The following is a 24,656-nucleotide window of genomic DNA, read 5'->3' on the forward strand; positions in this document are numbered from 1 at the left end:
GACCCCGGAATGTGCCGCGCTGGACGCCAGCGATGCCGTCGTCCGCACCGTCGGTGGTGGTGCCGTGCGGGCCTGCGGTCCGCAAACAGTCCGCAAGAAGTTCGTTTCCGGTCGACTTTCGCACCTTGTTCCCAACGATGTTCGATGCTCGTTCTGGACTGGGATTCCAGCCGTATTAGCCAGTAGTCAATCACGTCAAGCACCTGCCGAAAACACGGATCTTTGTTCCGCTTCAACGTCTGAATCGGCCCTTGCCAGGACCCGCGCCCGGTGCCGATGATGAGGGATGACGCGATTCGTCGACACGGATGAGTTCGAGGGCGCCACGTTCGTCGCGGCGAGCTTCAAGGGTGCCACTCTGCGCTTCTGCGACGTCAGCGAGGTGACGATCCGCGGGGCCCAGCTCGACGGGCTCGACATCGACGGTCACGACCTGGCCTTCGGTCGGCTCATCGTCAACGGCGTCGACGTCGTGCCGCTGGTGGAGGCCGAGCTCAACCGCAGGTTCCCCGGGCGTGAGCTTCAGAACGCTCGAACACCCGAAGGCTTGCGCGACGGGTGGGTCGCGGTGCAGGCGGCCTGGCAGCAGACGCTCGATGACACGCCCCCCGAGCTCATCGAGGCCCACGTCGAGGACGAGTGGTCGCTGGCTCAGACGTTGCGCCACCTGGTCCTGGCGACCGATGCGTGGCTGCGCGGCGCGATCCTGGGGATCTCCGAGCCGTTCCACGAGAACGGCCTGGCCTTCACCGGCGCCGAGCAGATGGGATTCGACGTCTCGATCTTCCGTGCCGACGTGCCGTTCGACGAGGTCCTCGCCGTGCGCGCGGAGCGTCAGCAGATGGTCACCGACTTCCTCGCCACGGTGACGCAGGAGCAGCTCGACGAGGAGCGGAACGACCCGTGGGGGAGCGACTGGCGTCCCACTGTGGGGGACTGCATCCGCGTGATCCTCGAAGAGGAGTGGGCGCACCTGCGGTACGTCCGGCGCGACCTGGCTGCGCTGACCTGAGGCGCTCATGTCCACGAGCAACAGGTTCTCCGGCGCACGTGTTGACGTCGGCAACCCTTGGCGTGAGTGAAGACTCGGCCCGAGCGGTCGGTGTGGCTCAGGTGATCAGCGCGGCCGCCATGACCAGGGGCAGCGACACGATCGACGCGACCGACGTGACCAGTGTCAGGGTCTTCAAGGTGCCCTTGGTCGAGAGGCCGAGCAGGGACTTGAACATCCAGAAGAAGTTGCTGTTGACCTGGAGCGCGAACATGGCCCCCGATGCGATCGCCAGACCGATCACGATCGGCGAGACCGTCAGTGAGTCCAGGATCGGCCCGATGATGCCGGCAGCGGTGATCGCCGCGACCGACACCGAGCCGATCGCCAGGTGCAGCACGGCCGCGATGAACCACGCGAGCAGGATGCTCAGGATCACCGGTGCGCCCTCGTCGGCCTGGAAGAGGTCGCCCAGCACGGAATCGAGGCCGGTCGCCTCGATCACGGCGCCGAGCGAACCGCCGACGCCGGTGATCAGCAGGATCTCTCCGGTGGTGTGGAATCCGGCGGTCATCGCCGTGCCGGTGCGCTCCACCCCCGCCGACACCCGGCTGAGCAGGTACGCCCCGAGGAGTCCGAGGAAGAGCGCCAGGTTGGCATCGCCAAGGAAGGCGATGAACGGGGTGGACCAGCCGCCGAGCTCGGCGAAGGCGCCGAAGGCGATCAGGACCAGCGGCACGAGGATCGGGAGCAGCAGCACGGTCAGCGGCAGTCGGCGTACGCCCTCGTCCTGCTCGATCTGGCGTGCCTGGTCCTCGGCGCGTGACATCGCCTCGTGCGCCGAGACCCCCTCGCGGGCGCGCTGCGCCGCGTCGGCGGCCTCCTGCTCGGCCATCGCCTCGTCCACCTCCTCGTCGGTCTCGGGGTCCCAGAAGCCGACGCTGTACAGAAGCCGCATCAGCATCGTTGCGACGAGCGCGGCGACGAGACCGATGGCCAGTCCGTAGAGGAGCCAGGCGCCGAGCTGGATGTCGAGCAGTCCCGCGATGGAGATCGCGGCGAGGCCGGGGATCACGAAGACGTAGCCGGCGAAGATGCCGCCCCCGAGCGCGGACGCCATGACAGGCAGGCCCGTCCGCCCCATGAACGGGGCGGCGCTGCGCGCCACGGGCGCAGCCAGGACCACCTGCACGTCGACGTAGATCGACGGCATCACCACGGCCAGGAGCGAGGTCAGCGCGTACGGCACCCGCCCGGCTCCGACCCTCTGCACGAGCAGGCCGACCAGTCTGCGGAAGGCGCCGGTGGAGTGCAGCAGCGCCCCGATCAGCACGCCGAAGCCGATCAGGAGCCCGACTTCGGCCATGATGCCGCCGAAGCCGACGGTGATGGCCTCGACCGTTCCGGCGAATCCCACCCCGGCGGCGAGTCCGAGATAGAGCGAGCCCAGGACCAGCGAGATCACCGGGTCGACACGCACCTTGATGATGAGCGCGATCACCAGGACGATGGCGATGGCAGTGTGGACGGCAACCATGATGACCCTCGTTCGTCAGGGACTTCCTGTCTATCCTGCTCGATTCGACTTGACCATCCCCACGGTGACTCTCGCCAGGTATTGCGGGAAGTTCCTTCGGAGTCGTCCTGAATGGACGACCAGCCGGACGACCCATCGGGCCGAGGTGCACCGGACGAATGAGTGAGCGCAGGGAACGTCAGACCCGAAGACGGGGTTACGGCTACCTCGTTGGTCGAGTGCTTCGAGGCTCCTTGTCGTGCCGCTCTCGCCAAGCCTGCTGCTTGGCTCGGTTGCCGCACAACTGCATGGAGCACCACTTGCCGGTACGGGCTCGGGAGTGGTCGTAGAAGGCCCAGCGGCAGGCGTCGTTCTTGCAGACCTTGAGGCGCCCCCAGGTGCCGTCGCCGGCGGCTTGAACGACGATCGCGAGAAGGGCGCCGAGTGCTTCGTCGATCCCGTGCGCCCGAGGACGCGGGGTCCACGTCGCGTCCGGGGTGAGCGCGAGACCGAGACCGGCCCGCTCGGCGGCGGCGTTGATCGTCATGACTGCCTCAGGCGGAACCGATGCGTCCGAGTCGTTGGCCGTCAGGGCCTCTCTGAGCGCCTCGCGCAGATCGACGGCATGCCTCAGGTCGTGTTCGTCGGCGTCGATGGCTGTCCGGCTGAGCGAGGCCCCGCGTAGCCAACGAGCCAAGGCTTCCGGTGTCGACAGTTGTTCGGTCCCCGCCTCCAGGTCGCAGGTGTTGACGAACTGACGCACCACTTCGAGGGGGGCGGGTGCTGCTGGAGCCGATGCCGATGCCGTCACAGCGTCAGTTTAACCAGTGCCGCTCGAATCACGGTTATGATAACCTCTGTATGCATGACACCAGTTACGTCATCGTCCACGGCGTGGTCCGTTCCGAACTTCCGGCGGCTGTGGACGGCGTCTGCGGCCTCCTCCCTTGGATCTGAGGTCGCCGAGATCGCCATGCCCATGCTGGTGATCCTCACGTTGTCGGCGAGCGCGACGGAGGTCGGCTGGCTGCGCGCGGCGCAGTTCTTGCCGTTCCTGCTGGTGACACTTCCCCTCGGCGTCCTCGTCGACCGGTGGCGGGGCCGGCGTTTGTCATTGCTTGTCGGCGCCGACGCGGGGCGCTTCGTGCTCTTCGCGGCACTCCCGCTCCTGGTCTGGGCCGGAGTGTCCAACGTCGCCCTGTTCTACCCGCTCGTCTTCGCCATCGGGACCCTCACGGTGCTGTACCAGGTCGCCGACTTCGCTTTCCTGCCCAGCGTGGTCGGGGCCCATCAGTTGGTCGATGCGAACGGCAAGATCGCCGCGACGTCCTCCGCGAGCGAGATCGCCGGCCGAGGCCTGGGCGGGCTGCTCGTGCAGGCCGTCACCGCACCCGCCGCCATCGCACTCACCGCCGTCACCTTCGGTCTCTCGGCACTCAGCCTGCGACGCATCAAGGTGGGCCAACTCGACTCGCCGCCAGAGGAGTCGCTGGAGGAACCACGGCGACCGGCACGACAGGAGATCCTCGAGGGCCTGCGGCACGCCTTCACCAACCGCTACATCAGAGCCCTGCTCGGTGAGGCAGCCACCTTCAACCTCTTCAACGAGCTGTTCATCATCGGACTGCTGCTGTGGACACTTCGCGATCTCGACCTCGGTGCCTTCGCGACCGGTCTGGTCTTCACCGCCGGTGGGTTGGGATCATTCCTCGGCGCATGGTTCGGCGCCCGTGCGACCGAGCGCTTCGGTTACGGCCGAGTCCTGCTCCTGACCATGGCGGTCGGGAACACCGCACCCCTGGCGGCGGCCCTGGCGGACCGGGCCGCAGTGGGCCCGGTGGTCGTCCTGTGCGCATTGTTCACCCTGGTCGGTCTCGGCTCAGGCATCGCGAACGTGCACGCGGTCAGCCTTCGCCAGACCACCCTTCCCGAGGAGTTGCGCGGCCGAGTCAATGCTGCCTACCGACTGATCTCCTGGGGGGCGATTCCGGTAGGCGCAGCCGTCGGAGGACTGGCCGCCGCGCGTATCGGGGGCCAGGGCACCATGCTGATCGGCGCCGCGGGGATGGCGGCCGCGACGCTGTGGGTCGCGATCTCGCCGGTGCCGCGGTTGCGCCGGATCGAGGAGGCACATCCACCGTCGTCGCGGAGCGGCTCCTGAGCGAGCAACGCGCGGTCAGCCACGATCCCGACCCGAGCGTTTTCGCGCCCAGACTGCCGGCGCCGGGTCACCGGCCGGCGCCGACCAGGGGCTCCTCGGCCGGCGAGATGTCCGCCTCCGCCCGCTCGACCACGACGCGCCGGACCACGGACGCGATCGCGGTGCCGATCACCTCGGGTGAGTTGTCGCTCGTCCCCTCGAGATGGTCCGTGATCCACGCCACGAGGTCATCTCGCAGCCGGTCTACCGCGCCCCTGCCCCGGGCGGTCAGGGTCAGGTCGTCGAGGTCGCCCTCGACGTACCCGGCGGAGATGACCCGGCGGAAGGGCGGCTCGAGCACCGCGGTCGGCAGGTTGCGGGACCGCGCAATCTGACCGACGTCGGCGTGATGACCGGCGGCGGTGAGCCCGTGGACCTGGACGACCGCCCAGAGCCCGGCCGCATCGAGATCCTCCTCACCGGACTGCAGGAGGTCCAGCACCCGGTCGCGGTGCCGACCGTAGAGCAGGTTCGTGATCCGCCGGGACAGCACCTCCTCGTTGGCCGGCGAGTCTGGGGCACCGAATCCGGCGCCGAGATCCGGGGCGGCGCCGGCCACGGTGTCGGCGAGCTTGACCTGCGGCAGCACGAGCGCCAGGACGAAGGCGATCACGGCGACCGGGACCGCCCACAGGAACACGTGGGTCAGCGCCTCGGAGTAGGCGTCGACGATCGGCGCGATCACCCGCTCGGGGAGTGCATGCAGCGCTTCCGGCGTCGCGCGGTCGGCGGGCGTGACGCTGGGTGCCTTGGCGATGGCGTCGGGCAGTCGGCTCTGGAGGAAGTTGCCGTAGAGGGTCCCGAAGATCGCCGCGCCGAAGGCGCTGCCCATGGTGCGGAAGAACGTGACGCCGGAGGTGGCGACTCCGAGGTCGCTGTACTGGGCCGAGCCCTGCACGACGATCGTGAGCACCTGCATGCTCATGCCGATGCCGAGTCCCAGGACGAACAGGTACAGCGAGGAGACGGCGAGCGGGGTCGACGGATCCATCCGCGAGAGCAGGAAGAGACCCAGAGCCATCACCAGGCTGCCGACGACCGGGAAGACCTTGTAGCGACCGGTCTTGCTGACGAGGTTGCCGGCGGTGACCGAGGTGATCAGCAGCCCCACCACCAGCGGCAGCAGGCGGAACCCGGACTCCGTCGCGGAGATGCCCTCGACGTACTGGAAGAACGTGGGCAGGAACGTCATCGCGCCGAGCATCGTGAAACCGACGACGAAGCTCAGCGCGCAGCAGGCGGTGAAGACCTTGGCGCCGAACAGGCGCGGCGGCAGGATCGGATCCGCCGCCCGCCGCTCGATGAGCACGAAGACGCCGAGGACCGCGACGCCACCGACCAGGAGGCCGATGATCTGCCACGAGCCCCACGCGTACGTCGTGCCACCGAAGCTGGTCGCCAGGATCAGCATCGAGGCACCCACGGCGACCGCGGCCATGCCGAGGTAGTCGATGCGCGGCTTGGCTCCGCGGGGCACCCGGGGGATGGTCCAGCGTGCGGCGACGACCACGATGGCGGCCAGTGGGACGTTGACGTAGAAGCACCAGCGCCAGCTGGCGTTGTCGGTCAGCAGCCCGCCCACCAGCGGTCCGATGACGGTTGCGAGGCCGAAGACGGCGCCGAGCGCGCCCTGGAATTTCCCGCGCTCGCGCAGCGGGATGATGTCGGCGATGAGGGCGGTGGCCGTGACGGTGAGCCCGCCCGCGCCGATCCCCTGCAGCGCCCGGGAGCCGATCAACCAGACCATGCCGTCGGCGAGGCCGCACAACGCCGAGCCCGCGATGAAGATGATGACGCTGAGCTGGAAGACGAGCTTGCGGCCGAACTGGTCGCCGAGCTTCCCGGCCAGCACGGTGACCGTGGTCTGGGCGAGCAGGTAGGACGTGACCACCCAGGACACGTGCGTGCCGCCGCCGAGGTCGCCGACGATGGTCGGCAGCGCCGTGGACACGATCGTCGCGTCGAGCGCGGCCAGCAGCATGCCCATGCCGATGGTCGCGAAGGCGGCGATCCGGCGCCAGCCGGTGAGCGCCCGTGTGGCAACCGGCGCGGGCGCCGGTGTGGTGGCGATGGCTGACAAGGCTCTCCTCCTCCGAGAGGGGACACCCTCAGTACACCCCAGTGCGTTGCGCAACGCGCGTTCACGCCCGCAGCTGCCCACTCTCGGCTTCCACAGGTATTGCGGGGCACTCCAGCGGAGCTAGCCTGAAAGGACAAGCAGCCGGGCCCGTTCGGGCCGAGGCGTACGGGAGCGGGGCCGCGGCAACCGGATGCACGAACGTCGTGGCTTCGCCGACAGGGGGGCGACACATGTGCACGAGCATCAGATTCTCCGACGGGAACGGGCATCTCTATCTGGCCCGCAATCTCGACTGGACGGTCGGCTACGGCGAGCGGGTGGTGGTGACGCCCACCGGCTATGAGACAAAGTCGCCGTTCGGGGCGGTCCCGAGCATCCGGCATGCCGTCATCGGCATGGGGATCGTCGAGGAGGACACGCCGCTGTACTTCGACTGCGGCAACGATGCTGGCCTGGCGGTGGCCGGCCTGAACTTCCCCGGCTACGCGAGCTACGCGCCGGAGCCGGTCGACGGCAAGACGAATGTGGCCGCCTTCGAGTTCCCGCTGTGGGTGGCCTCGCAGTTCACCAGCGTCGACGAGGTCGAGACCGCCCTCGGTGACGTGGCGATCGTCGACAAGCCGATCAACGACACGTACCCGAGCTCGCTGCTGCACTGGATCATCGGCGACGCGACGCGCGCCATCGTGGTCGAGTACACCAGCGAGGGCATGCAGGTCTTCGAGGACGACGTCGACGTCCTGGCGAACCAGCCGGGCTTCGGGTGGCACCACGAGAACCTGCGCAACTACCTGAACGTGGGCCCGGAGTTCCTCGAGGACGTCGTCGTCGGACGCGCACACCTGGCGGCGTTCGGCTCCGGCTCGCGCATGCGCGGCGTCCCCGGTGACTACTACTCGCCGTCACGATTCGTGCGCGCGGCCTACGTCAACTCCCACTACCCGGACAAGACCACCGAGGAGGAGAACGTCAGCCGGGCGTTCCACACGCTCCAGCAGGTGGCGATGGTGGACGGCAGTGCGGCCATGGGGGGCTCCGGCGAGTTCGAGAAGACGATCTACACCGGGCTCTTCTCGGGGCGGACCGGGACGTACTACTGGAACACCTACGACGACCCCGCGATCCAGAGTGTGGCGTTGGCCGACCACGAGCCCGACGGGAGCAAGCTCGTCATCGTCTGACGGGTCCGTCTCAGGCCGAGGGCGCTGACGCCCGGACGGCGCGCTGGGCCGACGGCGATCAGGACGTCACAATCGGTGTCGGTCCGGTCGGACCACGCCCCGTTCTTCATCGGCGCGAGCGTCCTCAGCGCCGTGATCCTGGTGGCGATGCGCTGACGAGAACGGCGGCGCTCAGCGACCGGGAGCCCACCCGCACAGGCCCCGGTCGAGCAGGTCGATGAGCCACTCGAAGCTCTCGTCGATCTCCGTCGACCACTGGAATCCGTGCGCCGACTGCAAGGTGGCGAAACCGTGGAAGGCACTGCGCAGCGAGCGCAGCGCGTGGTCCATGTCGCCGGGTGCGATCTCGTAGCCGTGCAGGATGCAGGTGAAGGAGTCGAGCAGGCGGGCCCCGGCGACGCCGATCGGGTCGTCGGGGCCGGTCGGCTCGATGCCGATGCTGGCGGCATACCGCCCCGGGTGGGCCAGCACGTAGGCACGGAACGCCCGCCCCGCGGCGGCGAGCGCATCGCGGCCCGCGTAGCCCTGTGTGGCCACGCCGATCGCGTCGGCCGCCTCGGCGAGGGCGAGCGCCGCGATCCGGCGGTTCAGGTCGTCGAGACCGGCGACGTGCTTGTAGAGGGACGGCGTCCGGACGTCGAGCCGCGCGGCGAGCCGGGCCATGGTCAGTCCCGCGAGGCCGACCTCGTCGGCGAGCTCGGCTCCGGCCTCGGTCACGGCGTCCGACGTCAGCCCTGCCCTAGGCACGCGCGGACTTCAGGAAGGGCAGCATCAGGTCGACGAGCTCGGACGGGAACTGTACGTGCGGGTAGTGGCCGGCGCCGGCGATCATCTCCAGTCGGCCGATGCCGGGCGGCAGCGCGGCCACGATGGCCTCGCCCTCGGCCTGCGGCGAGGCCCAGTCGGGGTCGAGCGTCCCCTCCACGATGAGCACGGGGGACTGGACGTGGGGCAGCTGGGCCCCGGCGTCGGCCGGCGTGGTCTTTCCCATCGCCTGGAGCGCCTTCATCCGGCCCGGCTCGCGCAGCATCGCATCGATGCGGTCGAGCCGCTCCTCCCAGTCCGTGGGCCGTGGGCCGGGGTAGGCCACCTCGAGGTACTTGCGCCACTGGCTCCTGCTGCCCAGGACGGCGGTGCCGAGCAGGTGGAGCATCCCGCGGCGGAAGCGGGTCACGCGCAGGTCCTTCAAGGACATCTGCTGCTTGCGGGTGAACGGCGCCAGCTCCACCACGGCGCTGACCAGCGACGGGGCCTTCGCCGCGGCGATCGTGGCGGCGCCACCGGAGATCGAGTGGCCGACCAGGACGGCGGGCCCGCCGAGGTGCTCGATGACCGCGGTCAGGTCGCCGGCGATGTCCGTCCGGCTGTACGAGGGCCAGTCGGCGCTGGACTCCCCGGAGCCGCGCAGGTCGACGGCCGCCACCCGGTAGCCGGCCTCCACGAGCGCCGGGGTGACGAAGCGGAAGGCCTCGCGGCTGTCGCCGATGCCGTGGGACAGGACGACCAGCGGTCCCGATCCGGTGACCTCGTACGCGATGGTGCCGCCGTCGACGGTCAGGTGTTCGGACATGGCGTCCTCCAGGTGGCTAATGGTGTTAGCCAGAACGCTACGGCACTTAGCCATGGTTGTCGAGGGGCGGTCATGAACTCGTTATCGTGGCCCGATGCACGTGATCGAACGAGGCACCGGAACACCGCTCGTCCTGCTGCACGGGTTCGGGGTCGACCACCGGCTGCTGTTGCCGCTGGACCCGGTGATCGAGGCCGCCGGTGCGTGGCGGCGGCTCTACGTCGACCTGCCCGGACACGGTCAGAGTCCCGCGGGTGACGTCGCGAGCACGGAGGACGTCGTGGCCGCCGTCGAGGCCGAGATCCTCGACCGGGTGGGCGGCGAGCCCTTCGCGATCCTCGGCAACTCGTTCGGCGCCCTGGTCGCTCGGCGGATCGCCCACGACCACCGGGACCGGGTGGTGGGACTGGCGGCGATCGCCGGCGTGTTCGTCGCCGAGCACGACCGCCGGACCGTGCCCGACCCGGTGGTGCTGGTGGAGGACCCCTCCGTGGTGGCCGGCCTCGGCGACGACGGCGAGGAGTACGCAGAGCTGGCCGTGGTGCAGACGCCCGAGAACGCGCGGGCGTTCAGCGAGCACGCCCGGCCGGGAACGGCTGCCGCCGACGAGGACGCGATGGAGCGGATCGCCCAGCGGTACGCGCTGGACGCCGTGCCCGAGGAGGCGTCACCCGAGCCCTTCGCCGCGCCGACCCTGATCGTGACGGCCCGCCAGGACCACGTCGTCGGATACGCGGACGCGTGGGCTCGCGTGGAGCACTACCCCCGGGCCACCTACGCGATGCTCGACGCCGCCGGGCACAACGTGCACCTCGATCGACCCTCTCTCACCAGCGCGCTCGTGAAGGACTGGTTGGAGCGCGTGGTCCTCGCGCGTTCCAGAACCGCCCGGTCGAGCCCGAATTCCCTGCCGTTTCGGGCCGTCTGGCCCTGTTCGTCGCCGTTCATGAGCGAGACGATCGACGGGTAGGGGGCGAGGATCATGTGGACCATCCGGACCATGGGCGCGATCGCGCTGCTGCTCGCGGGCAGCACGTGGCTGTGGACCACCCCGGCGTTCGCCGGCCAGAAGGTCGCCACCGGGGGAGCGCTCTGGTGGCTCGCGGGACTGCTGTCCCTCGTGACGATCGTCGGCTTCTGCGTTGCGACCGTCGCCGTGTTCGCGCGGCAACCGTGGTGGGAGGCGATGACGCTCGCGTCGGCCGCAGTGGGCCTGATCGCCCTGGTGCCCTATGGCATCGCGGCCGCCCGCGGCGGAGAGTCGACGGGCGCCTGGGTGTGGAACGCCGTCGTTCACGTCCTGATCCTCGCGGGGATCGCCGCGTTGTTGCTGGTCCCCGTGCTGGAACGGTGGGTCGACCACCACGTGATGGGTCGCTGAGCACGACATGAGGTGAGCACGACGGACTGGCTCCTCGGCGGGTTCCTGGTCGCCCACGGCCCGGTGCGCGTGTGATCGCGGCGCGCGAGCTCTGGAACCGCTGAGCGGTCACGCCCGACCCGGCACGGTGCCGTAGCTGTTGCGGTACTCCTGGCCCGGCTTCGGGCGGGTGAAGCGCAGGGCGCTCCACGTGGAGTCGATCGACAGGCAGGTGCTCTCGACCAGCCCGGCGTCGTAGCCGATCGCGATGACTCTCGGCAGGCTCAGGTCCGAGCCCAGCCCGCCTCCCTTCGGCCACGACAGCCAGAGCTTGCCCTGCGGGGCGAGGTGCGGGACCAGTGAGGGGAACTCGGCGCGCATCTGCTCCTGCGACGTGACGAACAGGTGCAGATAGTCGACCGGGCCGTCGAGGTGATCGACGAACTCCAGGTGCGGCAGCCCCATCGTCTCGGGGACGCCCGGCGGTGCGCCGATGAAGTGGGCGGTCCAGCCCGGCCGCAGGCCCATCTTCTCGGCGACGCTACGCGTGACCATCGAGGAGCCCGGGGTCGAGATCGAGGTCGGCCACCTCGTGGTGCTCGGCGAAGGAGTCCTTCTCGACGAGCAGCTCGTCATCGCCGGGGTAGAACATGGCGATCTCGGGCCGCTCCCCGGCGAACCGGCGCACGGCGTCCATCGAGTCCCACAGCGAGATGGTCACGACCTCGACCAGGGTGCCGACCGGCCGGTGGAGCACGAACACGCCGCGGTTGCCGGGCGTGGCGCGGTACTCGCGCACCCCCGTGCGGCGCTGGTGCTCCAAGTAGGCCTCGGCGTCGTCGGGGCGGACGGCCCCACGCCAGCGTCGGACGATCATCTGCGTTCCCCCCTCGGGTGGGCCCCACGATCACGGTACGTCCGCTCGGTCCCGTCCGCGACGCGTCGTCGGATGGCGCTCAGCGCGGAGATCCTCGGTCGCGGCAACGCCTGATCCCCGCGCGCCGTGGCATGCTCGCGCCATGAGGTCGCGTCACCTGAGCCGAGTCATCGCCGCGTCGCCGCAGAGCGTGTACGCGTTCGCCGCGGACCCCGCCCACCTGCCGCTCTGGGCGGCGGGGCTCGCGCAGGCGCAGGTCGAGGTCCGCGGCGACGCGCTGGTCGCGCAGTCGCCGATGGGGGAGGTCACGGTGCGGTTCGTGCCGCCCAACGACCTCGGCGTCCTCGACCACGACGTCACCCTGCCGTCCGGGACGACCGTGACCAACCCGCTGCGGGTGCTGGCCCACCCCGAGGGCGCCGAGGTGCTCTTCACCGTGCGTCAGATCGAGCTGACCGACGAGGAGTTCGAGCGCGACTGCCGGCTGGTCGAGCAGGACCTCGAGACGCTGCGCGGCCTGCTGGAGTAGCTCCGCTCAGTCGTGCAGCAGTCGCTGGGCCTGCTCGCGCGTCTGGCCCAGATCGTCGCCGGTGATCCGCTCGACGATCGCGGCCAGCACCTGCACGAGCGCCACGGCACCCGGATCGGGTACGCCGATGGCCTTGTCGCCGACGTAGCTGCTGCGGCCGCGCTTGCCGACCAGGTCCGCCGTGGCGGCGGCACCGTCGGCAGCCCGCTGGACGGCCGCCCCGTCGAGCGGTGTGCCGTCCTCGGCCACGGCGGGCGCCAGGGCGTCGAGGAACGTGCGGTCGCCGGGCTCCGCGCCGCCGGCGCGCGTGACGCTGGCCATCCCGGCCCGCAGGCCCTCGCCGACCGCTGCGGGCAGGTCGTCGTCCCCGGCGTCCTCGACGGCCTCGGCCAGGCCGGTCAGCACGAGGCCGAGCAGCGGGCCGCTCGATCCGCCGACGTCGTTGCCGAAGGCGTCGGCCATGCTGCGCAGGTCGTCGGCCAGGCTCGCGTCCGGGCCGGCGGCGCGCGCCACCGATGAGGCGAACGCCACCTGCATGTTGGCGCCGAAGTCACCGTCACCCGCACGCCGGTCGAGGTCGTCGTAATCGGCGCGATGGTCGTCGAAGTGGTCGGCCAGTGCCCGCAGCCATGGCGAGGGCTCGGCGGCCGGCCCCGACTCATCCTCCGGGCCGGTGCCCCGGTCCGCGTCCGGGTCCCACGGCCGCGGGGAGGGCAGGCCGGCGGTGACGTGCGGCGCGTACCAATCGCCGATCCAGTCCGGATGGGCCTCGGTCAGCGTGATCGAGAAGCCGTCCATGTCCAGCGCGGAGATGTACGTCCCGGCGACGCCGCTGTGCAGCTCGATCCCGCGAGCCTGCAGTGCCAGCTCGACGTCGCCGAGCAGTCCGAGCAGCTCGAGGTTGGGCGCCCCGCCCAGGCCGTTCACGACCGCGATCACGCCGTGCGGCAGGTCCCCCAGGGCCTCCAGCAGCTCGTCGACCATCCGCTGCGCCAGGTCGGTGTGGGCGAGCTCGTCGATCGTCTGCCGGGCGGCCTCGCCGTGGATGCCGACGCCGTACTCGAGCGATCCGGGCTCGACCTCGAAGCCGCGCGTCCGGCTGTCGGGCGCGGTGTGTCCCTGCCGTGCCACCGCGACCGAGCGCGAGCGCGAGGCCACCCGCGTGCCCAGGTCGGCGAGCTCCTCCAGGCGCAGGCCCCGGTCGGCGGCTGCCCCGAGGATCTTCTCGACGACGAGGGTGGCGCCCGTGCCGCGCCGGCCGACGTCGTGTCCCTCGGAGCCGAGGTCGTCGTCGACCACCACCTCGGCGACGTCGACGCCCCGAGCGCGCAGCCGCTCTGCCGCGATGGCGAAGTTGATGCGGTCGCCGGTGTAGTTCTTGACGATCTGCAGGACGCCACCGTCGCGCTTCACCCGGTCGCTCGCCGCGAAGATCTGACGGCTGTGGGGTGAGGTGAAGACCTCACCGGGGCACGCGGCATCGAGGCCGCCGGCACCGACGAACCCTCCGTGCAGGGGCTCGTGCCCGGCGCCGCCACCGCTCACGATCGCGACCCGGCGCCCCGGTGCCGGCGCCAGGGCCCAGACGTAGACGGGGTCGCGGCTCACGCCGACCTGGTCGCCGGCCGTGATGGCGATGCCGCGCAGCGCGCGCGTCGAGGGCGAGGGAGTGGACGGGCTGCTCACGGATGGTTCCTTCGTCGAGGTGGCTGTCGCGCAGCGGCGACGGACCCCTTCAGTCTGGGCACTGGAAGTCGTCGGGTAAAGCGATGATTCCTGACCGGTTCCGTTCAGCAGGGCTGACCATTCGGGCAGGACGGACGGCCCACCGGTGCCGCGCGATCACCGCTTCCCGCTGGTGCTCAAGAGGCGGAAGTAGCGAAACGGGCCTAACCTTGATGATCGACCGAGCGAGACTCCCGACCCCCGTTTTCGGGTCCACGGCTGGAGACCGAACGATGAACTTCCCCCAGAACCCCTTCTCACGGCGTCGCCGGACGGCCCTCGCCGCCACTTTCGCCGCCGCAGCGCTGGCCCTCTCCGCGTGCGGAGGTGACGACTCCGGGTCCGGCGGCCCCAACCTCGTGAAGGACGGCCAGCTCGTGATCGCGATGAGCGGCGAGTTCCGCCCGTTCAGCTACTTCGAGGGCGACAAGCTCGCCGGCTTCGACCACGACATCGCCCTCGCGATCGCCGACGAGATGGGTCTGGAGCCGAAGACCGAGACCGGCGCGTTCGACACCCTGATCCAGGGCGTCAAGAGCAAGCGCTACGACGTGCTGATCGCCTCGATGACGCCCACCGAGGACCGCAAGAAGGCCGTCGACTTCACCGATCCGTACTACTCGTCCGGCGCCGCGCTGTTCGTCCGCAAGGACAGCGACTGCAAGGACGCCGAGCAGCTGAAGAACGTCACCGTGGGTGTCGCGAACGGCACGACGTACGGCGACTTCCTCAAGGACAAGGACTGGGTCGGCGACGTCCGCACCTTCACCTCGGACGTCACGGCGCTCGAGGACGTCGACAAGGGCCGCCTCGACGCCGCGGTGACCGACCGCCTCGTCGGTCTCTACCAGATCGAGCAGGCCGATCGAGGGCTGCGCGTGTGCGGCGAGCCGCTCTACACCGAGGAGCCCGCGTTCGCCGTCGACAAGGGCAACACGGCCCTCGTGGACGAGTTGAACGAGGCACTCGCGACGATCAAGGAGAACGGCACCTACGCCGAGCTCAGCACGAAGTGGTTCGGCCAGGACATCTCCTGATCCATGAACTTCTTCGACTATCTCGTCGACACCGCACCGATCTTCGTCGACGCGACCTGGGTGACCCTGCGGCTGACCGCGACGGCCCTGGCCTTCGCGATGGTGCTGGGCGCGATCATCGCCGCCATGATGATGAGCCGGATCGCGGTCCTGCGCTGGATCGCGGCCGGCTTCATCGGCATCATCCGCGGCACGCCCCTGATCGCGCAGATCTTCGTGCTCTACTTCGGCATCACCGAGATCGTGCTGCTCCCGGCGTTCTGGGCCGGCACGATCGCGCTGGCGATCCACAACTCGGCCTACATCGCCGAGATCATCCGCGCGGGCTTCCAGTCGGTGCCGAAGGGGCTCGACGAGGCGTCCCGATCCCTGGGCATGTCACGGCTGAAGACGCTGCGCCGGGTCCGTGCGCCCCTGGCGCTGCGGGCGACCCTGCCGGTGCTGGGCAACCAGTTCATCATCGCGGTGAAGGACTCCTCGCTGGTGGCCTTCATCGGCATGTCCGAGCTGTTCCTGTCCGCGCGCAACCTCGCCGCATCCACCTATGAGCCGCTGACGATGTACCTCATCGTCTCGCTCTACTACCTCGCCATCGTGCTCGTGCTCACCTTCCTGGTGAACCGACTCGAGCACCGGCTCAACGCCCACCGGAGGTGATGGCATGACGATCCACGAGACGTCCACCTGGGGCGCCCCCGAAGCCGGCCGCCCCCTCGTCGAGATGCGCGACGTCGTCAAGAAGTTCGGCCAGACCACCGTGCTCGACGGTGTCGACCTGACCGTGCACGCCGGGGAGGTCGTCGTGCTGATCGGTCCCTCAGGCGCCGGCAAGAGCACGCTGCTGCGGTGCATCAACGGGCTCGAGCGGATCAACTCGGGCACGATCACGGTCGGCGGCCAGCAGCTCAGCTACGACGAGAAGAGCCTGAACCGCGTCCGCAGCCGGATCGGCATGGTGTTCCAGTCGTTCAACCTGTTCCCGCACATGAAGGTCATCGACAATCTGACGATGGCGCAGACCGACGTGCTCGGTCGTTCGAAGCAGGAGGCCCGCGACCGCGCGCTCGAGTTGCTCGAGCGCGTCGGACTCGCGGACAAGGCGCGGGCCTATCCCGACAACCTGTCCGGCGGCCAGCAGCAGCGCGTGGCCATCGCGCGGGCCCTCGCGATGGACCCCGAGGTCATGCTCTTCGACGAGCCGACGTCCGCGCTCGACCCCGAGCTCGTGGGCGAGGTCCTGCAGGTGATGCGGACCCTGGCCGACGACGGGATGACGATGGTCGTCGTCACGCACGAGATGCGCTTCGCGCGGAAGGCGGCGGACCGCGTCGTGCTGATGGCGGACCGGGGCATCGCGGAGGCGGGTACTCCCGAGCAGGTCCTGGAGCACCCGACCAGCGAGCGCGGGCGCGCCTTCCTGGCCGAGCTCAGCGAGGACTGACCGGCTCAGGGACGGACAGCCCGGGCCTCCGCCGGATGCCCGGGCTCGAGGTCCTCGGCGTCGGACACGCGCAGGGGAGTGAACCGCCCGCCGGAGTGGGCCGAGACGACGCGCGTGGTCATGCAGACGTGGTCGCCGCCGTCGTCGAGGGCGGCGATCCGCTCCAGCACGATCCGGTTCGGGCACGCGTCCAGCAGCGGCACGCCGGTCTCGTCGGTGTCGACGGCCAGGTTCGCGAACTTGTCGGTCTCGGCGCTGCACTGCGTGCCGAAGATCTCGGCCAGCTCGAGGTCGTCCTCGGTCAGGAAGTGGACGGCGAAGTGCGTCGCGCGCAGTGCCATCCGGTACGTGTGGTTGGCCTTGGACAGCCAGACGCAGTAGTGCGCGGAGTCGATGCTGGACTGGGCGTGGAACCCCACGAGGCAGCCCGCACGCTCGCCCTCGGCCGCGGTGGTCACCACGACCAGGGGAGCGTCGATCGACGTCATCACGGCCTCGAACGCGTCGTCATTCACCCAGTCACCCTATGGCGATCGCGCCGGCCTCGCAGGGGTGCGCGCCTCGGGGATCGCGGGGTACGGTGTGGGCAAGGAAGGGGAGTACCCCATCACCGCGTCGTCGCCATCTCGGCTCACGCCCGGCGCGCGGAGCCGTTCACGGCTGGGAAGACCTTCATCGTGATTGATCCGATGGAGGCGAGTCATGAGTTCGACGATCCCTGAAATGCCCTCGCGACAGGCGGTGACGCCCGACGAGGGCCTGCTCCTGCTGGAAATCCTCGCGGTGTTCGGCGTCATCGTGTGGGTGGCGGCACTGGCCTGGATGGCCACCAGCGACGTGGTGCGGTACCGCGCCCACCACCACACGCATGCCTTCCGGCGGGCCGTGCACCGCATGCGCCGGGGTGGCCATGAGTGAGATCGGCCTGACGACGTGGGTGGTCACCGTCGGCCTGATCATGGTGCTCCTGGCGGTCGACCTGACACTGGCGTGGGTGAAGCCGCACCACGTGGGCTTCCGCGAGGCCGCCGCCTGGTCGGTCTTCTACATCGCGCTGGCGCTCGCGTTCGGCGTGTGGTTCACGTGGGCGTACGGCGGTGAGCGCGGCACCGAGTACTTCGCCGGCTACCTGGTCGAGAAGAGCCTCTCGGTGGACAACCTGTTCGTGTTCGTCGTCATCATGGCGACCTTCGCGGTGCCGGACCACCACCAGCACAAGGTCCTCACCTTCGGGATCGTCCTGGCGCTCGTCATGCGCGCGATCTTCATCGCGCTCGGGGCGGCGCTGATCTCGGCGTTCTCGTTCATGTTCCTGCTGTTCGGGCTGCTGCTGATCTACACGGCGGTGCAGATGCACCGCCACCGTGGCCAGGACCCCGATGTCGAGAACAACGCGGTGGTGAAGGCGGCGCGGCGCCTGTTGCCGGTCACCGACACCTTCGTCGACGGCAAGATCCTCACGCGCTCGAACGGACGCCTGATGGTCACGCCGATGCTGATCGTGCTGCTGGCGATCGGCAGCGTGGACCTGCTGTTCGCGCTGGACTCGATCCCGGCGGTGTTCGGCGTGACGCAGGAGCCGTACATCGTGTTCGTGGCGAACGCGTTCGCGCTGCTGGGCCTGCGGGCGTTGTTCTTCCTGGTGCGCGGGCTGCTCGACCGGCTGGTCTACCTGTCCGCGGGACTGGCGATCGTGCTGGCGTTCATCGGGCTGAAGCTGATCCTGCACTGGGCGCACGAGGACATCTCGACCGCGGTGCCCGAGATCCCGACGATGCTCAGCCTGGGTGTCATCGCCGTCGTGTTGGTGACGGTGACGGTCGCCAGCCTGCGCAAGACCCGGCAGGGCCAGGCGCAGGAGGAGTCGGCGTCGGCTCCGTGACGGCGCCGACTCCTCCGGTGGGCGGATGAACGAGGAGCTGATCGCGCACACCGTGCTGTCCGTGGTGTGGCGTGGCTGACGTCACACGTCAGCGAGGTCGGTTCCCTCGGGAGCCCAGTTCCCGTGGAAGCCCGCCGGCACCCGCCCGGGAAGCTGCACCGCGGCGACGTCCTCGAGCGTGGCGGCGTCGAGGAGCCGCAGTTGGCTGCGGCCCTCCGCGCGGTCGTGGACGTAGCCCATGACGACGCCGTCGCCCTCCTGCGTTCCGTCCGGGTTCGGCACGAAGCAGAACTCGCTGGCCTCGAGGCCGGCGCCGAGGCGGCGCGACTGCGTGCTGCCCGTCTCGAGGTCGTGGCGCAGCACCGTGTCGCCCGGGACGCCGTCATCGAACCCGATCGCCCAGCCGTAGCGGTGGCGCTGACCCGTGAACCGCTCGTCGTGCCGCGGGAACTCCTGGGACCGCTGGTCGATGCCGGTCTCGTGCGCCCGTCCCGTGCGCAGGTCCAGGGTGAATCGCGTCAGCACCGCCGGCCCCTCGTCGGGTCCGTTCAGCACCGTCGCGAACATCCGGGAGTGGCGGACGACGTCGACCACGACGCTGTCGCCGTCGTCGTAGGCGTTGAGCGTGTGGAAGACGTAGCAGGGCGGGATCTCGAACCACCGCACCGAGGCGCTGTCGTCGTCTCGCGCCATGATGCCGATCCGTGCCGGGTAGTCGGGGTTCCAGCGGTAGGGAAGTGAGGCGGCGCCCCCGCCGCGGGCGATCCGCGCGATCACCGGCTCGGGCAGCGGATTGCGGCCGATCACCCGGTTGAGCACGCCCCGCACGGCCGGGCGCACGACTCGGGGCACGTCGGCGGTGGCCGTCGCGATGTCGAACGTGACGGGCAGGTCGAGGATCACCACGTGGTTCTCGGTCAGCGCGAAGTCGTGCATCATCGGGCTCCCGTGGACCTCGACGTCGACGCTGCGCCTGATCCGGCCGTCGTTCCCGAGCACCGAGTAGGTCACGCGGTTGCCGCGGGTCCACGAGTAGGAGAGGGCGTGCAGCTCGCCCGTGTGCGGGTCGCGGTGGGGGTGCGCGGCGTAGCCCGGCTGGCCGAAGGAGCTGGGCAGGGTGCCGTCGAAGTCGCACGGCCCGACCGTGTCGAGCTCGTGGGTCAGCTCGTAGGGCGGAGAGCCCGCCTCGATGAGCGCCAGGGTCCGGCCGTGGTGCTCCAGCACGTTGGTGTTGGCCGCGAAGTCCCGCTCCCCGGGCGTCCCACGATGCGGCTCGCCCAGGGCGTCGGCCACGGCGGCGGACCGCACCCAGCGGTTGCGGTACCACTCGGCGCGCCCGTCACGCAGGCGCACGCCGTGCACCATGCCCTCGCCGAGGAACCAGTGGTGCTGGTCGCCGGGGTCGTCGAGGGGGTTCGGCCCGATGCGCAGGTAACGCCCGTCGAGGTGGTCGGGCAGCCGGCCGATGACGGGCAGGTCCGTGGCCGTGAGCTCCTCGCGGACCGGCGCGAAGTTGTCGCGCAGGTAGCGGTTCGAGGAGGTCGAGGGGGGTCGGATGGTCTCGGTCATGACAACTCCTGGTGATGGGCGCCCGAGCCGCATAACACTGTTATCGCCGACCATAACGCCGTTATGGCATGCTGTCCAGCATGAGCTCCGCGGCGCAGTCCGACCAGCCGGACGCGCGACGTCGGCTTCTCGAGGAGGCGGCGCGGATCCTCGACGAGCAGGGTCCGGCGGCGCTCTCGGCCCGCCGGCTCGCGGCGGGGGCCGGCACGTCGACCATGGGCGTCTACACGCACTTCGGGAGCATGGGCGCCCTCGTCGACGCCGTCGCCACGGAGGGCTTTCGCCGACTCATCGAGCGGGTGGACGCCGTCGAGCCCACCGACGACCCTGCGGCCGACCTGCTCGCGGCGGCCGGCGCCTACCGCGCCAACGCCCTGGAGAACCCCCATCTCTACGCCGTGATGTTCGGGTCGATCAGCGTGCGGGCGCTCGGCGGCGCGGGCCCCGACGACGCGGTGGCCTACGCGGCCTTCCGTCAGCTCGTCGCCCTGGTGGAGCGGGCGATGGATGCCGGTCAACTGCGGCGTGACGACCCCGGCGCCGTGGCCGCGCAGTGGTGGAGCGCCCTGCACGGCTACATGGTGCTGGAGCTCGCGGGGATGGACCAGGTCGTCAAGGACCCCGAGCACCACGTGCTGTGGCAGCTCATGGGGAACCTGCTTCGGGCGCTCTCGGACTGAGGGTCAGGCAGGCCGCGGCGCGTACATGATGACGGCGACGCCGACGAGGCACAGGGCGGCGCCGCCGAGGTCCCAGCGGTCGGGCCGGAACCCGTCGACGAGCATGCCCCAAGCGAGCGATCCGGCGACGAACACGCCGCCGTACGCCGCGAGGATGCGGCCGAAGTTCGCATCGGGCTGCAGGGTCGCGACGAAACCGTAGAGTCCCAGGGCGATCACGCCCAGTCCCATCCACACGACGCCGCGGTGTTCGCGGACGCCCTGCCACACGAGCCAGGCGCCCCCGATCTCGGCGACGGCGGCCACGGCGAAGAGCGCGATCGATCGCAGGACGTCCATGCCCCGATTGTGCCGTGGCAGGCTGGGATCGTGACGGACGAGCCCGAAACCGCCGAGGCGCTCATGCGCTCCCGCTTCGAGGCCTTCAAGCGAGGCGACCGCGACTGGCTGCTGCAGACGTGGCACCCGACCACACGTCCGGACGACCTCGATCTGTCCGACAACCCTCGCTGGCGGGGCCTGCAGATCCTCGACACCGAGGCCGGCGGCGCAGCCGATGACACCGGCGTGGTCGAGTTCCGGGCCACCTACGTCGCCGACGGCGAGCTCGGCATCCTGCAGGAGCGATCGCGCTTCGTCCGCGAGGACGGTCGCTGGCTCTACGTGGACGGAGACGTGCGATGACGGAGACGACCCCGGCACCCGACGCGGGTGACCTGCCCGCAGCGATCGGGCGTCCCGCGACCCGCGCGCTGACGCAGGCCGGCCTGACCTCGCTGGCCCTGGTGCTGCAGCGGCCGCGCTCCGAGATCGCCCGACTGCACGGCGTCGGCCCTCGGGCCATCCGCCTGCTGGAGGAGGAGGCGGTCGCCCGCGGTCTGGTGTGGGGCGGGCCCGGCTGACGAGCGTCGGCTCCTCGTCCTAGGCTCTGGACATGAGTGACGTGAAGGGCCCCGCCTCCTACTTCCCGGCCATCGAGAAGAAGCACGGAGAGCCGATCGAGCACTGCATGCGCCAGCTGGAGTCGGTCGTGTCGGCGAAGCACATGGAGCAGGTCGCCCTCCTCAAGAACCAGTTCGGCATCGGCCACGGCCACGCCAACGCGCTGGTCGCGGTCTTCCGCCAGGAGCGGGGGCTCTGAGTGACCGAGCGGCGGATCGCGTTCGCCACCTGCGACCGCCTGGCCGACGGCTTCGAGGACGACCACGAGGCCGCGCGGCTGGTCGGCGCGGAGTTCGTGGTCTGGAACGACCCGGCCGTCGACTGGTCGGTGTACGACCTCGTCGTCATCCGGTCGGCGTGGGACTACACGATCCAGCGCGAGGCGTTCGTCGCCTGGGCGCGGTCGCTGGGCGACCGGGTGGCGAACTCGCCCGACCTGATCGCCTTCAACTCCGACAAGGCGTACCTGGGCGCGCTCGGCGTCCCGACGGTGCCCACGCGGTACGTCGTGCCCGGCGGGCAGGCGCCGGACCTCCGCGGTGAGGTCGTGGTCAAGCCCACCGTCTCGGCCGGCGGCCGCGACACGGGGCGCTTCGATCCCGAGCACCATGACGGCGCGCGCGAGCTGATCGCGCAGATCAACGCCTCGGGTCGCGTAGCGATGGTCCAGCCCTATGTCGCGGGCGTCGACGCCGCCGGCGAGACCGCCGTCGTGTTCCTCGGCGGCGAGCTCTCGCACACCCTGCACAAGAAGCCGGTGCTGCGTGAGCAGGGGACCGCCGAGCTGCTCGACCCGGACGACCCGGTCTCCGAGGCCGCGATCATGCATGACGACGACCTCGTGACGGCAGCGGAGGCCGCGCCGGAGTTCGTCGAGCTCGCCCGTGCGGCCCACGCCGAGCTGGCGGCCCGCTTCGGCGAGCCGCTCTACGCGCGGGTCGACCTGGTGCCCGGTCCGTCCGGCCCGGTGGTCATGGAGATCGAGGCGGTCGAGCCGTGCCTCTACCTCGACCTCGTCCCGGGTGCGGCCGAGCGCCTCGCCGCAGCGGTCAGGTCACGCCTCGACCGCTGAGGCACGCGTCCCGGTACGGGCCGGCGCCAGCCACACCGCGATCGCGGTGGTGATGGGCACGGCCAGCACGAGGCCGATCGCACCGACGAGCGTGCGGATCACCTCCTGGGCGATCCCCTCGGTGACGGCGACCTCCAGCAGCGGGCGCTGGTAGGCCGAGATCAGCAGCAGCGTCGTCATGGCCGTGCCGGCGTAGGCGAAGACCAGCGTGTAGACGCTCGAGGCGATGTGGTCCCGGCCGATGCGCATGGCCGAGACGAACAGCTCGGGCCGGTCGGCGGTCGGCTTGAGCGAGCGCATCTCCCACACGGCGCTGGCCTGGGTGACCGTGACGTCGTTGAGCACGCCGAGCCCGGCGATCACCATCGACGCCGCGACGACGCCGGACAGGCTCATCTGCGGCGCCGTCGCCAGCAGCAGGTGGTCGTCCTCGGACCCGACTCCGGTCAGGTGCGCCCAATCGGTCGAGGCGGCGCCGACGAGGGCCGTGAACGCGATGCCGAACAGGGTCCCGAACAGTGCCGAGGTCGTGCGGATCGAGACGCCGTGCGCCAGGTAGAGGACGGCCAGCATGATGACCGTCGATCCGGCCACCGCGACCGCGATCGGGGGCTGGTCGGCCAGCAGCGCGGGCAGGACGAATCGCAGCAGCACCAGCAGGGTGACCCCGATGCCGATCAGCGCGAACAGGCCCCGCCAACGGCCCACCACGGTGACCAGGACAGCAAAGGCCAGCGCGATGATCGCCAGCTGGGGGCCGCGCTGGTAGTCGTAGAACTCGTAGGCCGGCTCCTGGCCGTCGGCCGTGAAGGCGCTGATCCGGATCTCGTCGCCCTCGGACATGCCGCCGCCGACGTATCGGGTCGGGTCGAGCGTGAAGGACGCCGACTCCCCGTCGCTGGTCTCGGCGGTGACCTGGGCGCACATGCCCTCGACCATCGGGATGTTGTCGGGGCCGGTGCCGGTGCTGCCGCAGTCGAACGGCGTGACCTTCGTGACGGTGGCATCGACGATGTCGACCGCGCCGTAGGGGTCGGCACCCTTGGGGACGTCGTTCTGGTCCGGCCACAGCAGCGCGACGGCCGCCAGTGCGGCCAGGGTGACGGCCAGGACGGCGGCGGTCAGCGACCAGGCCAGACGCGGGCGGGGCGGTCCCTCGGGAGGCTCGATGCCATGGTGGTGTGTCACGATGCCAGCGTGTCACGTGGCGAAGATATCCCTGAACACCTCCCCGGCGGGTCCGGCGGCGTCTGGCGCGTCGGCCGCACCGTCCGGCGCCCCACCGGCCCCTGGACGCCGGCCGTCCATGAGCTGCTCGACTGGCTCTCCGACGAGGGTCTCGGTGGCATTCCGCACGTCTCGGGTCTCGACGAGGACGGCCGCGAGATCGTCTCGTACATCGAGGGGCGCGGGGTGCCCGTCGACGACGAGGTCGTGCTCGACCAGGTCCTGGTCGAGGCCGTCGCGTGGCTGCGGGACTTCCACGACATCGTCGACGGCTACGCGCCCGACGGCCCGCGGGTGTGGCGCCAGACCGGCGACGACCCGGTCGACCTGGCTCCCGGCCAGATCATCTGCCACAACGACCCGGGCGCCTACAACTGGATCATCCAGAGCGGGCACTTCGTCGCGATGATCGACTGGGACCTCGCCGGTCCCGGCCGACCGATCGACGATCTCGCCTTCCTGTGCTGGACGGCCATCCCGCTCTACCGCGAGATCCCGGTCGAGGACGTGGTCCGGCGCCTCGAGCTGGTCGTCGACACGTACGCCGAGTGGGGTCCGCTGACGCTCTTGGACGCCGTCGTGGCCCGCATGACGACCGCCAGCGAGCGCATCGCGACGGGGATCGAGCGTGGCGACCCCGGGATGCTCAACCTGCAGCGCAAGGGCGAGCCGCAGCGCACCCGCGACCGGGTCGCCGCCTTCGAGGCGCGCCTGCCCCGGATCCGCGAAGCGCTCGAAGGGTAACTCGCAGTGACGTAGGTCACGTAGGGTGTCCGC

The 24,656-nt window shown here is 70.3% G+C and carries 30 protein-coding genes; 17 read left to right on the top strand and 13 right to left on the bottom strand.

Annotated features, from left to right (window positions below):
* The first annotated feature begins 286 nt into the window (after positions 1-286).
* Entirely contained in the window at positions 287-1,012 is a 726-nt protein-coding gene (locus tag NP095_RS03780) for a DinB family protein (RefSeq protein ID WP_232417302.1), read from the top strand.
* 97 nt (positions 1,013-1,109) lie between these two features.
* Here NP095_RS03780 and NP095_RS03785 read toward each other — a convergent pair whose 3' ends face one another.
* The 3 genes from NP095_RS03785 to NP095_RS03795 all read right to left on the bottom strand — a co-directional run bounded on the left by NP095_RS03785 (position 1,110) and on the right by NP095_RS03795 (position 3,488).
* The gene (locus NP095_RS03785; protein ID WP_232417301.1) at positions 1,110-2,528 is read right to left on the bottom strand and encodes a GntP family permease; all 1,419 of its coding nucleotides are present in this window, start codon (positions 2,526-2,528) and stop codon (positions 1,110-1,112) included.
* A 202-nt stretch (positions 2,529-2,730) separates the two neighbouring features.
* Positions 2,731-3,318, bottom strand: coding sequence for a CGNR zinc finger domain-containing protein (locus NP095_RS03790; protein WP_232417300.1), 588 nt, complete (start codon positions 3,316-3,318; stop codon positions 2,731-2,733).
* Positions 3,315-3,488, bottom strand: coding sequence for a hypothetical protein (locus NP095_RS03795; RefSeq protein ID WP_232417443.1), 174 nt, complete (start codon positions 3,486-3,488; stop codon positions 3,315-3,317). The genes NP095_RS03790 and NP095_RS03795 overlap by 4 nt, the downstream gene beginning before the upstream one ends.
* On the opposite strand from NP095_RS03795, the gene NP095_RS03800 reads away from it, so the two are divergent.
* Positions 3,427-4,668 (top strand): MFS transporter, encoded by a 1,242-nt coding sequence (locus NP095_RS03800; protein WP_232417439.1) that lies wholly within the window; start codon positions 3,427-3,429, stop codon positions 4,666-4,668. The genes NP095_RS03795 and NP095_RS03800 overlap by 62 nt on opposite strands.
* Before the next feature lie 67 nt (positions 4,669-4,735).
* On the opposite strand, the gene NP095_RS03805 is transcribed toward NP095_RS03800, so the two are convergent.
* Positions 4,736-6,868 carry an MDR family MFS transporter gene (locus NP095_RS03805; RefSeq protein ID WP_256766118.1) on the bottom strand — a complete coding sequence of 711 codons (2,133 nt, stop codon included), beginning with the start codon at positions 6,866-6,868 and terminating at the stop codon, positions 4,736-4,738.
* Positions 6,869-7,017: 149 nt separating this feature from the next.
* Here NP095_RS03805 and bsh point away from each other — a divergent pair, with 149 nt between their 5' ends.
* Positions 7,018-7,968 (top strand): choloylglycine hydrolase, encoded by a 951-nt coding sequence (bsh, locus tag NP095_RS03810; protein WP_232417298.1) that lies wholly within the window; start codon positions 7,018-7,020, stop codon positions 7,966-7,968.
* A gap of 171 nt (positions 7,969-8,139) precedes the next feature.
* On the opposite strand, the gene NP095_RS03815 is transcribed toward bsh, so the two are convergent.
* Positions 8,140-8,715, bottom strand: a complete 576-nt coding sequence (locus tag NP095_RS03815; protein WP_232417297.1) for a TetR/AcrR family transcriptional regulator — start codon at positions 8,713-8,715, stop codon at positions 8,140-8,142.
* Positions 8,708-9,538 (bottom strand): alpha/beta fold hydrolase, encoded by an 831-nt coding sequence (locus NP095_RS03820; RefSeq protein WP_232417296.1) that lies wholly within the window; start codon positions 9,536-9,538, stop codon positions 8,708-8,710. The genes NP095_RS03815 and NP095_RS03820 overlap by 8 nt, the downstream gene beginning before the upstream one ends.
* 94 nt (positions 9,539-9,632) lie before the next feature.
* Between NP095_RS03820 and NP095_RS03825 the strand changes: the two genes are divergently transcribed.
* A complete protein-coding gene (locus tag NP095_RS03825; protein WP_232417295.1) occupies positions 9,633-10,508 on the top strand; it encodes an alpha/beta fold hydrolase in 876 nt (291 codons plus the stop codon).
* A gap of 12 nt (positions 10,509-10,520) precedes the next feature.
* Positions 10,521-10,919 carry a hypothetical protein gene (locus tag NP095_RS03830; protein WP_232417294.1) on the top strand — a complete coding sequence of 133 codons (399 nt, stop codon included), beginning with the start codon at positions 10,521-10,523 and terminating at the stop codon, positions 10,917-10,919.
* Between the two features lie 108 nt (positions 10,920-11,027).
* Here NP095_RS03830 and NP095_RS03835 read toward each other — a convergent pair whose 3' ends face one another.
* Both NP095_RS03835 and NP095_RS03840 read right to left on the bottom strand, forming a co-directional pair.
* Complete coding sequence (locus tag NP095_RS03835) at positions 11,028-11,453, bottom strand: hypothetical protein (protein ID WP_232417293.1); 426 nt, start codon at positions 11,451-11,453, stop codon at positions 11,028-11,030.
* Entirely contained in the window at positions 11,440-11,775 is a 336-nt protein-coding gene (locus NP095_RS03840) for a hypothetical protein (RefSeq protein ID WP_232417292.1), read from the bottom strand. Before NP095_RS03840 ends, NP095_RS03835 begins: the two co-directional genes overlap by 14 nt.
* A 142-nt stretch (positions 11,776-11,917) precedes the next feature.
* Here NP095_RS03840 and NP095_RS03845 point away from each other — a divergent pair, with 142 nt between their 5' ends.
* Positions 11,918-12,304 carry an SRPBCC family protein gene (locus NP095_RS03845; protein ID WP_232417291.1) on the top strand — a complete coding sequence of 129 codons (387 nt, stop codon included), beginning with the start codon at positions 11,918-11,920 and terminating at the stop codon, positions 12,302-12,304.
* 6 nt (positions 12,305-12,310) lie between these two features.
* On the opposite strand, the gene NP095_RS03850 is transcribed toward NP095_RS03845, so the two are convergent.
* Positions 12,311-13,990 (bottom strand): dihydroxyacetone kinase subunit DhaK, encoded by a 1,680-nt coding sequence (locus NP095_RS03850; protein WP_232417290.1) that lies wholly within the window; start codon positions 13,988-13,990, stop codon positions 12,311-12,313.
* 272 nt (positions 13,991-14,262) lie between these two features.
* Between NP095_RS03850 and NP095_RS03855 the strand changes: the two genes are divergently transcribed.
* The 3 genes from NP095_RS03855 to NP095_RS03865 are packed head-to-tail and all read left to right on the top strand — an operon-like array spanning position 14,263 to position 16,507.
* Positions 14,263-15,066 carry a transporter substrate-binding domain-containing protein gene (locus tag NP095_RS03855; RefSeq protein WP_232417289.1) on the top strand — a complete coding sequence of 268 codons (804 nt, stop codon included), beginning with the start codon at positions 14,263-14,265 and terminating at the stop codon, positions 15,064-15,066.
* Between the two features lie 3 nt (positions 15,067-15,069).
* Entirely contained in the window at positions 15,070-15,723 is a 654-nt protein-coding gene (locus NP095_RS03860; RefSeq protein ID WP_232417288.1) for an amino acid ABC transporter permease, read from the top strand.
* A gap of 4 nt (positions 15,724-15,727) precedes the next feature.
* Complete coding sequence (locus NP095_RS03865; protein ID WP_283251486.1) at positions 15,728-16,507, top strand: amino acid ABC transporter ATP-binding protein; 780 nt, start codon at positions 15,728-15,730, stop codon at positions 16,505-16,507.
* Positions 16,508-16,512: 5 nt separating this feature from the next.
* Here NP095_RS03865 and NP095_RS03870 read toward each other — a convergent pair whose 3' ends face one another.
* Entirely contained in the window at positions 16,513-17,022 is a 510-nt protein-coding gene (locus NP095_RS03870; RefSeq protein ID WP_232417287.1) for a flavin reductase family protein, read from the bottom strand.
* 208 nt (positions 17,023-17,230) lie between these two features.
* Here NP095_RS03870 and NP095_RS03875 point away from each other — a divergent pair, with 208 nt between their 5' ends.
* Together NP095_RS03875 and NP095_RS03880 are read left to right on the top strand one after the other, a co-directional pair.
* A complete protein-coding gene (locus NP095_RS03875; RefSeq protein ID WP_232417286.1) occupies positions 17,231-17,425 on the top strand; it encodes a hypothetical protein in 195 nt (64 codons plus the stop codon).
* Entirely contained in the window at positions 17,418-18,389 is a 972-nt protein-coding gene (locus NP095_RS03880; protein ID WP_232417285.1) for a TerC/Alx family metal homeostasis membrane protein, read from the top strand. The genes NP095_RS03875 and NP095_RS03880 overlap by 8 nt, the downstream gene beginning before the upstream one ends.
* 81 nt (positions 18,390-18,470) lie before the next feature.
* On the opposite strand, the gene NP095_RS03885 is transcribed toward NP095_RS03880, so the two are convergent.
* Positions 18,471-19,958 carry a carotenoid oxygenase family protein gene (locus NP095_RS03885; protein WP_232417284.1) on the bottom strand — a complete coding sequence of 496 codons (1,488 nt, stop codon included), beginning with the start codon at positions 19,956-19,958 and terminating at the stop codon, positions 18,471-18,473.
* Between the two features lie 80 nt (positions 19,959-20,038).
* Here NP095_RS03885 and NP095_RS03890 point away from each other — a divergent pair, with 80 nt between their 5' ends.
* Complete coding sequence (locus NP095_RS03890) at positions 20,039-20,638, top strand: TetR/AcrR family transcriptional regulator (protein WP_232417283.1); 600 nt, start codon at positions 20,039-20,041, stop codon at positions 20,636-20,638.
* A 3-nt stretch (positions 20,639-20,641) separates the two neighbouring features.
* Here the strand turns inward: NP095_RS03890 and NP095_RS03895 are convergent, their stop codons facing one another.
* Positions 20,642-20,977, bottom strand: coding sequence for a YnfA family protein (locus NP095_RS03895; RefSeq protein WP_232417282.1), 336 nt, complete (start codon positions 20,975-20,977; stop codon positions 20,642-20,644).
* Positions 20,978-21,007: 30 nt separating this feature from the next.
* Here NP095_RS03895 and NP095_RS03900 point away from each other — a divergent pair, with 30 nt between their 5' ends.
* The 4 genes from NP095_RS03900 to NP095_RS03915 are packed head-to-tail and all read left to right on the top strand — an operon-like array spanning position 21,008 to position 22,652.
* Positions 21,008-21,322 (top strand): YchJ family protein, encoded by a 315-nt coding sequence (locus NP095_RS03900; RefSeq protein WP_232417281.1) that lies wholly within the window; start codon positions 21,008-21,010, stop codon positions 21,320-21,322.
* On the top strand, positions 21,319-21,540 hold the full coding sequence (locus NP095_RS03905) for a helix-hairpin-helix domain-containing protein (RefSeq protein WP_232417280.1): 222 nt from the start codon (positions 21,319-21,321) through the stop codon (positions 21,538-21,540). Before NP095_RS03900 ends, NP095_RS03905 begins: the two co-directional genes overlap by 4 nt.
* A 32-nt stretch (positions 21,541-21,572) precedes the next feature.
* The gene (locus tag NP095_RS03910; RefSeq protein WP_256766119.1) at positions 21,573-21,779 is read left to right on the top strand and encodes a DUF4287 domain-containing protein; all 207 of its coding nucleotides are present in this window, start codon (positions 21,573-21,575) and stop codon (positions 21,777-21,779) included.
* The gene (locus NP095_RS03915) at positions 21,780-22,652 is read left to right on the top strand and encodes an ATP-grasp domain-containing protein (protein ID WP_232417278.1); all 873 of its coding nucleotides are present in this window, start codon (positions 21,780-21,782) and stop codon (positions 22,650-22,652) included.
* Here NP095_RS03915 and NP095_RS03920 read toward each other — a convergent pair.
* Positions 22,635-23,840, bottom strand: coding sequence for a YibE/F family protein (locus tag NP095_RS03920; RefSeq protein WP_232417277.1), 1,206 nt, complete (start codon positions 23,838-23,840; stop codon positions 22,635-22,637). The genes NP095_RS03915 and NP095_RS03920 overlap by 18 nt on opposite strands.
* Positions 23,841-23,849: 9 nt before the next feature.
* On the opposite strand from NP095_RS03920, the gene NP095_RS03925 reads away from it, so the two are divergent.
* Positions 23,850-24,623: a phosphotransferase gene (locus tag NP095_RS03925; protein WP_232417276.1), complete on the top strand. Its 774-nt coding sequence runs from the start codon at positions 23,850-23,852 to the stop codon at positions 24,621-24,623.
* The last annotated feature ends 33 nt before the right edge of the window (positions 24,624-24,656 follow it).

Origin of the sequence: Aeromicrobium duanguangcaii (genome assembly GCF_024508295.1) — a bacterium.
In the GTDB taxonomy this organism is placed as follows: Bacteria; Actinomycetota; Actinomycetes; order Propionibacteriales; family Nocardioidaceae; genus Aeromicrobium; species Aeromicrobium duanguangcaii.

Excerpts from the sequence above, each read along its gene's own strand:
- NP095_RS03845 (WP_232417291.1), top strand. The coding sequence starts at position 11,918 with ATGAGGTCGCGTCACCTGAGCCGAGTCATCGCCGCGTCGCCGCAGAGC.
- NP095_RS03885 (WP_232417284.1), bottom strand. The coding sequence starts at position 19,958 with ATGACCGAGACCATCCGACCCCCCTCGACCTCCTCGAACCGCTACCTG.
- NP095_RS03830 (WP_232417294.1), top strand. The coding sequence starts at position 10,521 with ATGTGGACCATCCGGACCATGGGCGCGATCGCGCTGCTGCTCGCGGGC.
- NP095_RS03785 (WP_232417301.1), bottom strand. The coding sequence starts at position 2,528 with ATGGTTGCCGTCCACACTGCCATCGCCATCGTCCTGGTGATCGCGCTC.
- NP095_RS03895 (WP_232417282.1), bottom strand. The coding sequence starts at position 20,977 with ATGGACGTCCTGCGATCGATCGCGCTCTTCGCCGTGGCCGCCGTCGCC.
- NP095_RS03825 (WP_232417295.1), top strand. The coding sequence starts at position 9,633 with ATGCACGTGATCGAACGAGGCACCGGAACACCGCTCGTCCTGCTGCAC.
- NP095_RS03865 (WP_283251486.1), top strand. The coding sequence starts at position 15,728 with ATGACGATCCACGAGACGTCCACCTGGGGCGCCCCCGAAGCCGGCCGC.
- NP095_RS03875 (WP_232417286.1), top strand. The coding sequence starts at position 17,231 with ATGCCCTCGCGACAGGCGGTGACGCCCGACGAGGGCCTGCTCCTGCTG.
- NP095_RS03840 (WP_232417292.1), bottom strand. The coding sequence starts at position 11,775 with ATGATCGTCCGACGCTGGCGTGGGGCCGTCCGCCCCGACGACGCCGAG.
- NP095_RS03890 (WP_232417283.1), top strand. The coding sequence starts at position 20,039 with ATGAGCTCCGCGGCGCAGTCCGACCAGCCGGACGCGCGACGTCGGCTT.
- NP095_RS03905 (WP_232417280.1), top strand. The coding sequence starts at position 21,319 with ATGACGGAGACGACCCCGGCACCCGACGCGGGTGACCTGCCCGCAGCG.
- NP095_RS03795 (WP_232417443.1), bottom strand. The coding sequence starts at position 3,488 with ATGGGCATGGCGATCTCGGCGACCTCAGATCCAAGGGAGGAGGCCGCA.
- bsh (WP_232417298.1), top strand. The coding sequence starts at position 7,018 with ATGTGCACGAGCATCAGATTCTCCGACGGGAACGGGCATCTCTATCTG.
- NP095_RS03780 (WP_232417302.1), top strand. The coding sequence starts at position 287 with ATGACGCGATTCGTCGACACGGATGAGTTCGAGGGCGCCACGTTCGTC.
- NP095_RS03820 (WP_232417296.1), bottom strand. The coding sequence starts at position 9,538 with ATGTCCGAACACCTGACCGTCGACGGCGGCACCATCGCGTACGAGGTC.
- NP095_RS03860 (WP_232417288.1), top strand. The coding sequence starts at position 15,070 with ATGAACTTCTTCGACTATCTCGTCGACACCGCACCGATCTTCGTCGAC.
- NP095_RS03835 (WP_232417293.1), bottom strand. The coding sequence starts at position 11,453 with ATGGTCACGCGTAGCGTCGCCGAGAAGATGGGCCTGCGGCCGGGCTGG.
- NP095_RS03880 (WP_232417285.1), top strand. The coding sequence starts at position 17,418 with ATGAGTGAGATCGGCCTGACGACGTGGGTGGTCACCGTCGGCCTGATC.
- NP095_RS03910 (WP_256766119.1), top strand. The coding sequence starts at position 21,573 with ATGAGTGACGTGAAGGGCCCCGCCTCCTACTTCCCGGCCATCGAGAAG.
- NP095_RS03855 (WP_232417289.1), top strand. The coding sequence starts at position 14,263 with ATGAACTTCCCCCAGAACCCCTTCTCACGGCGTCGCCGGACGGCCCTC.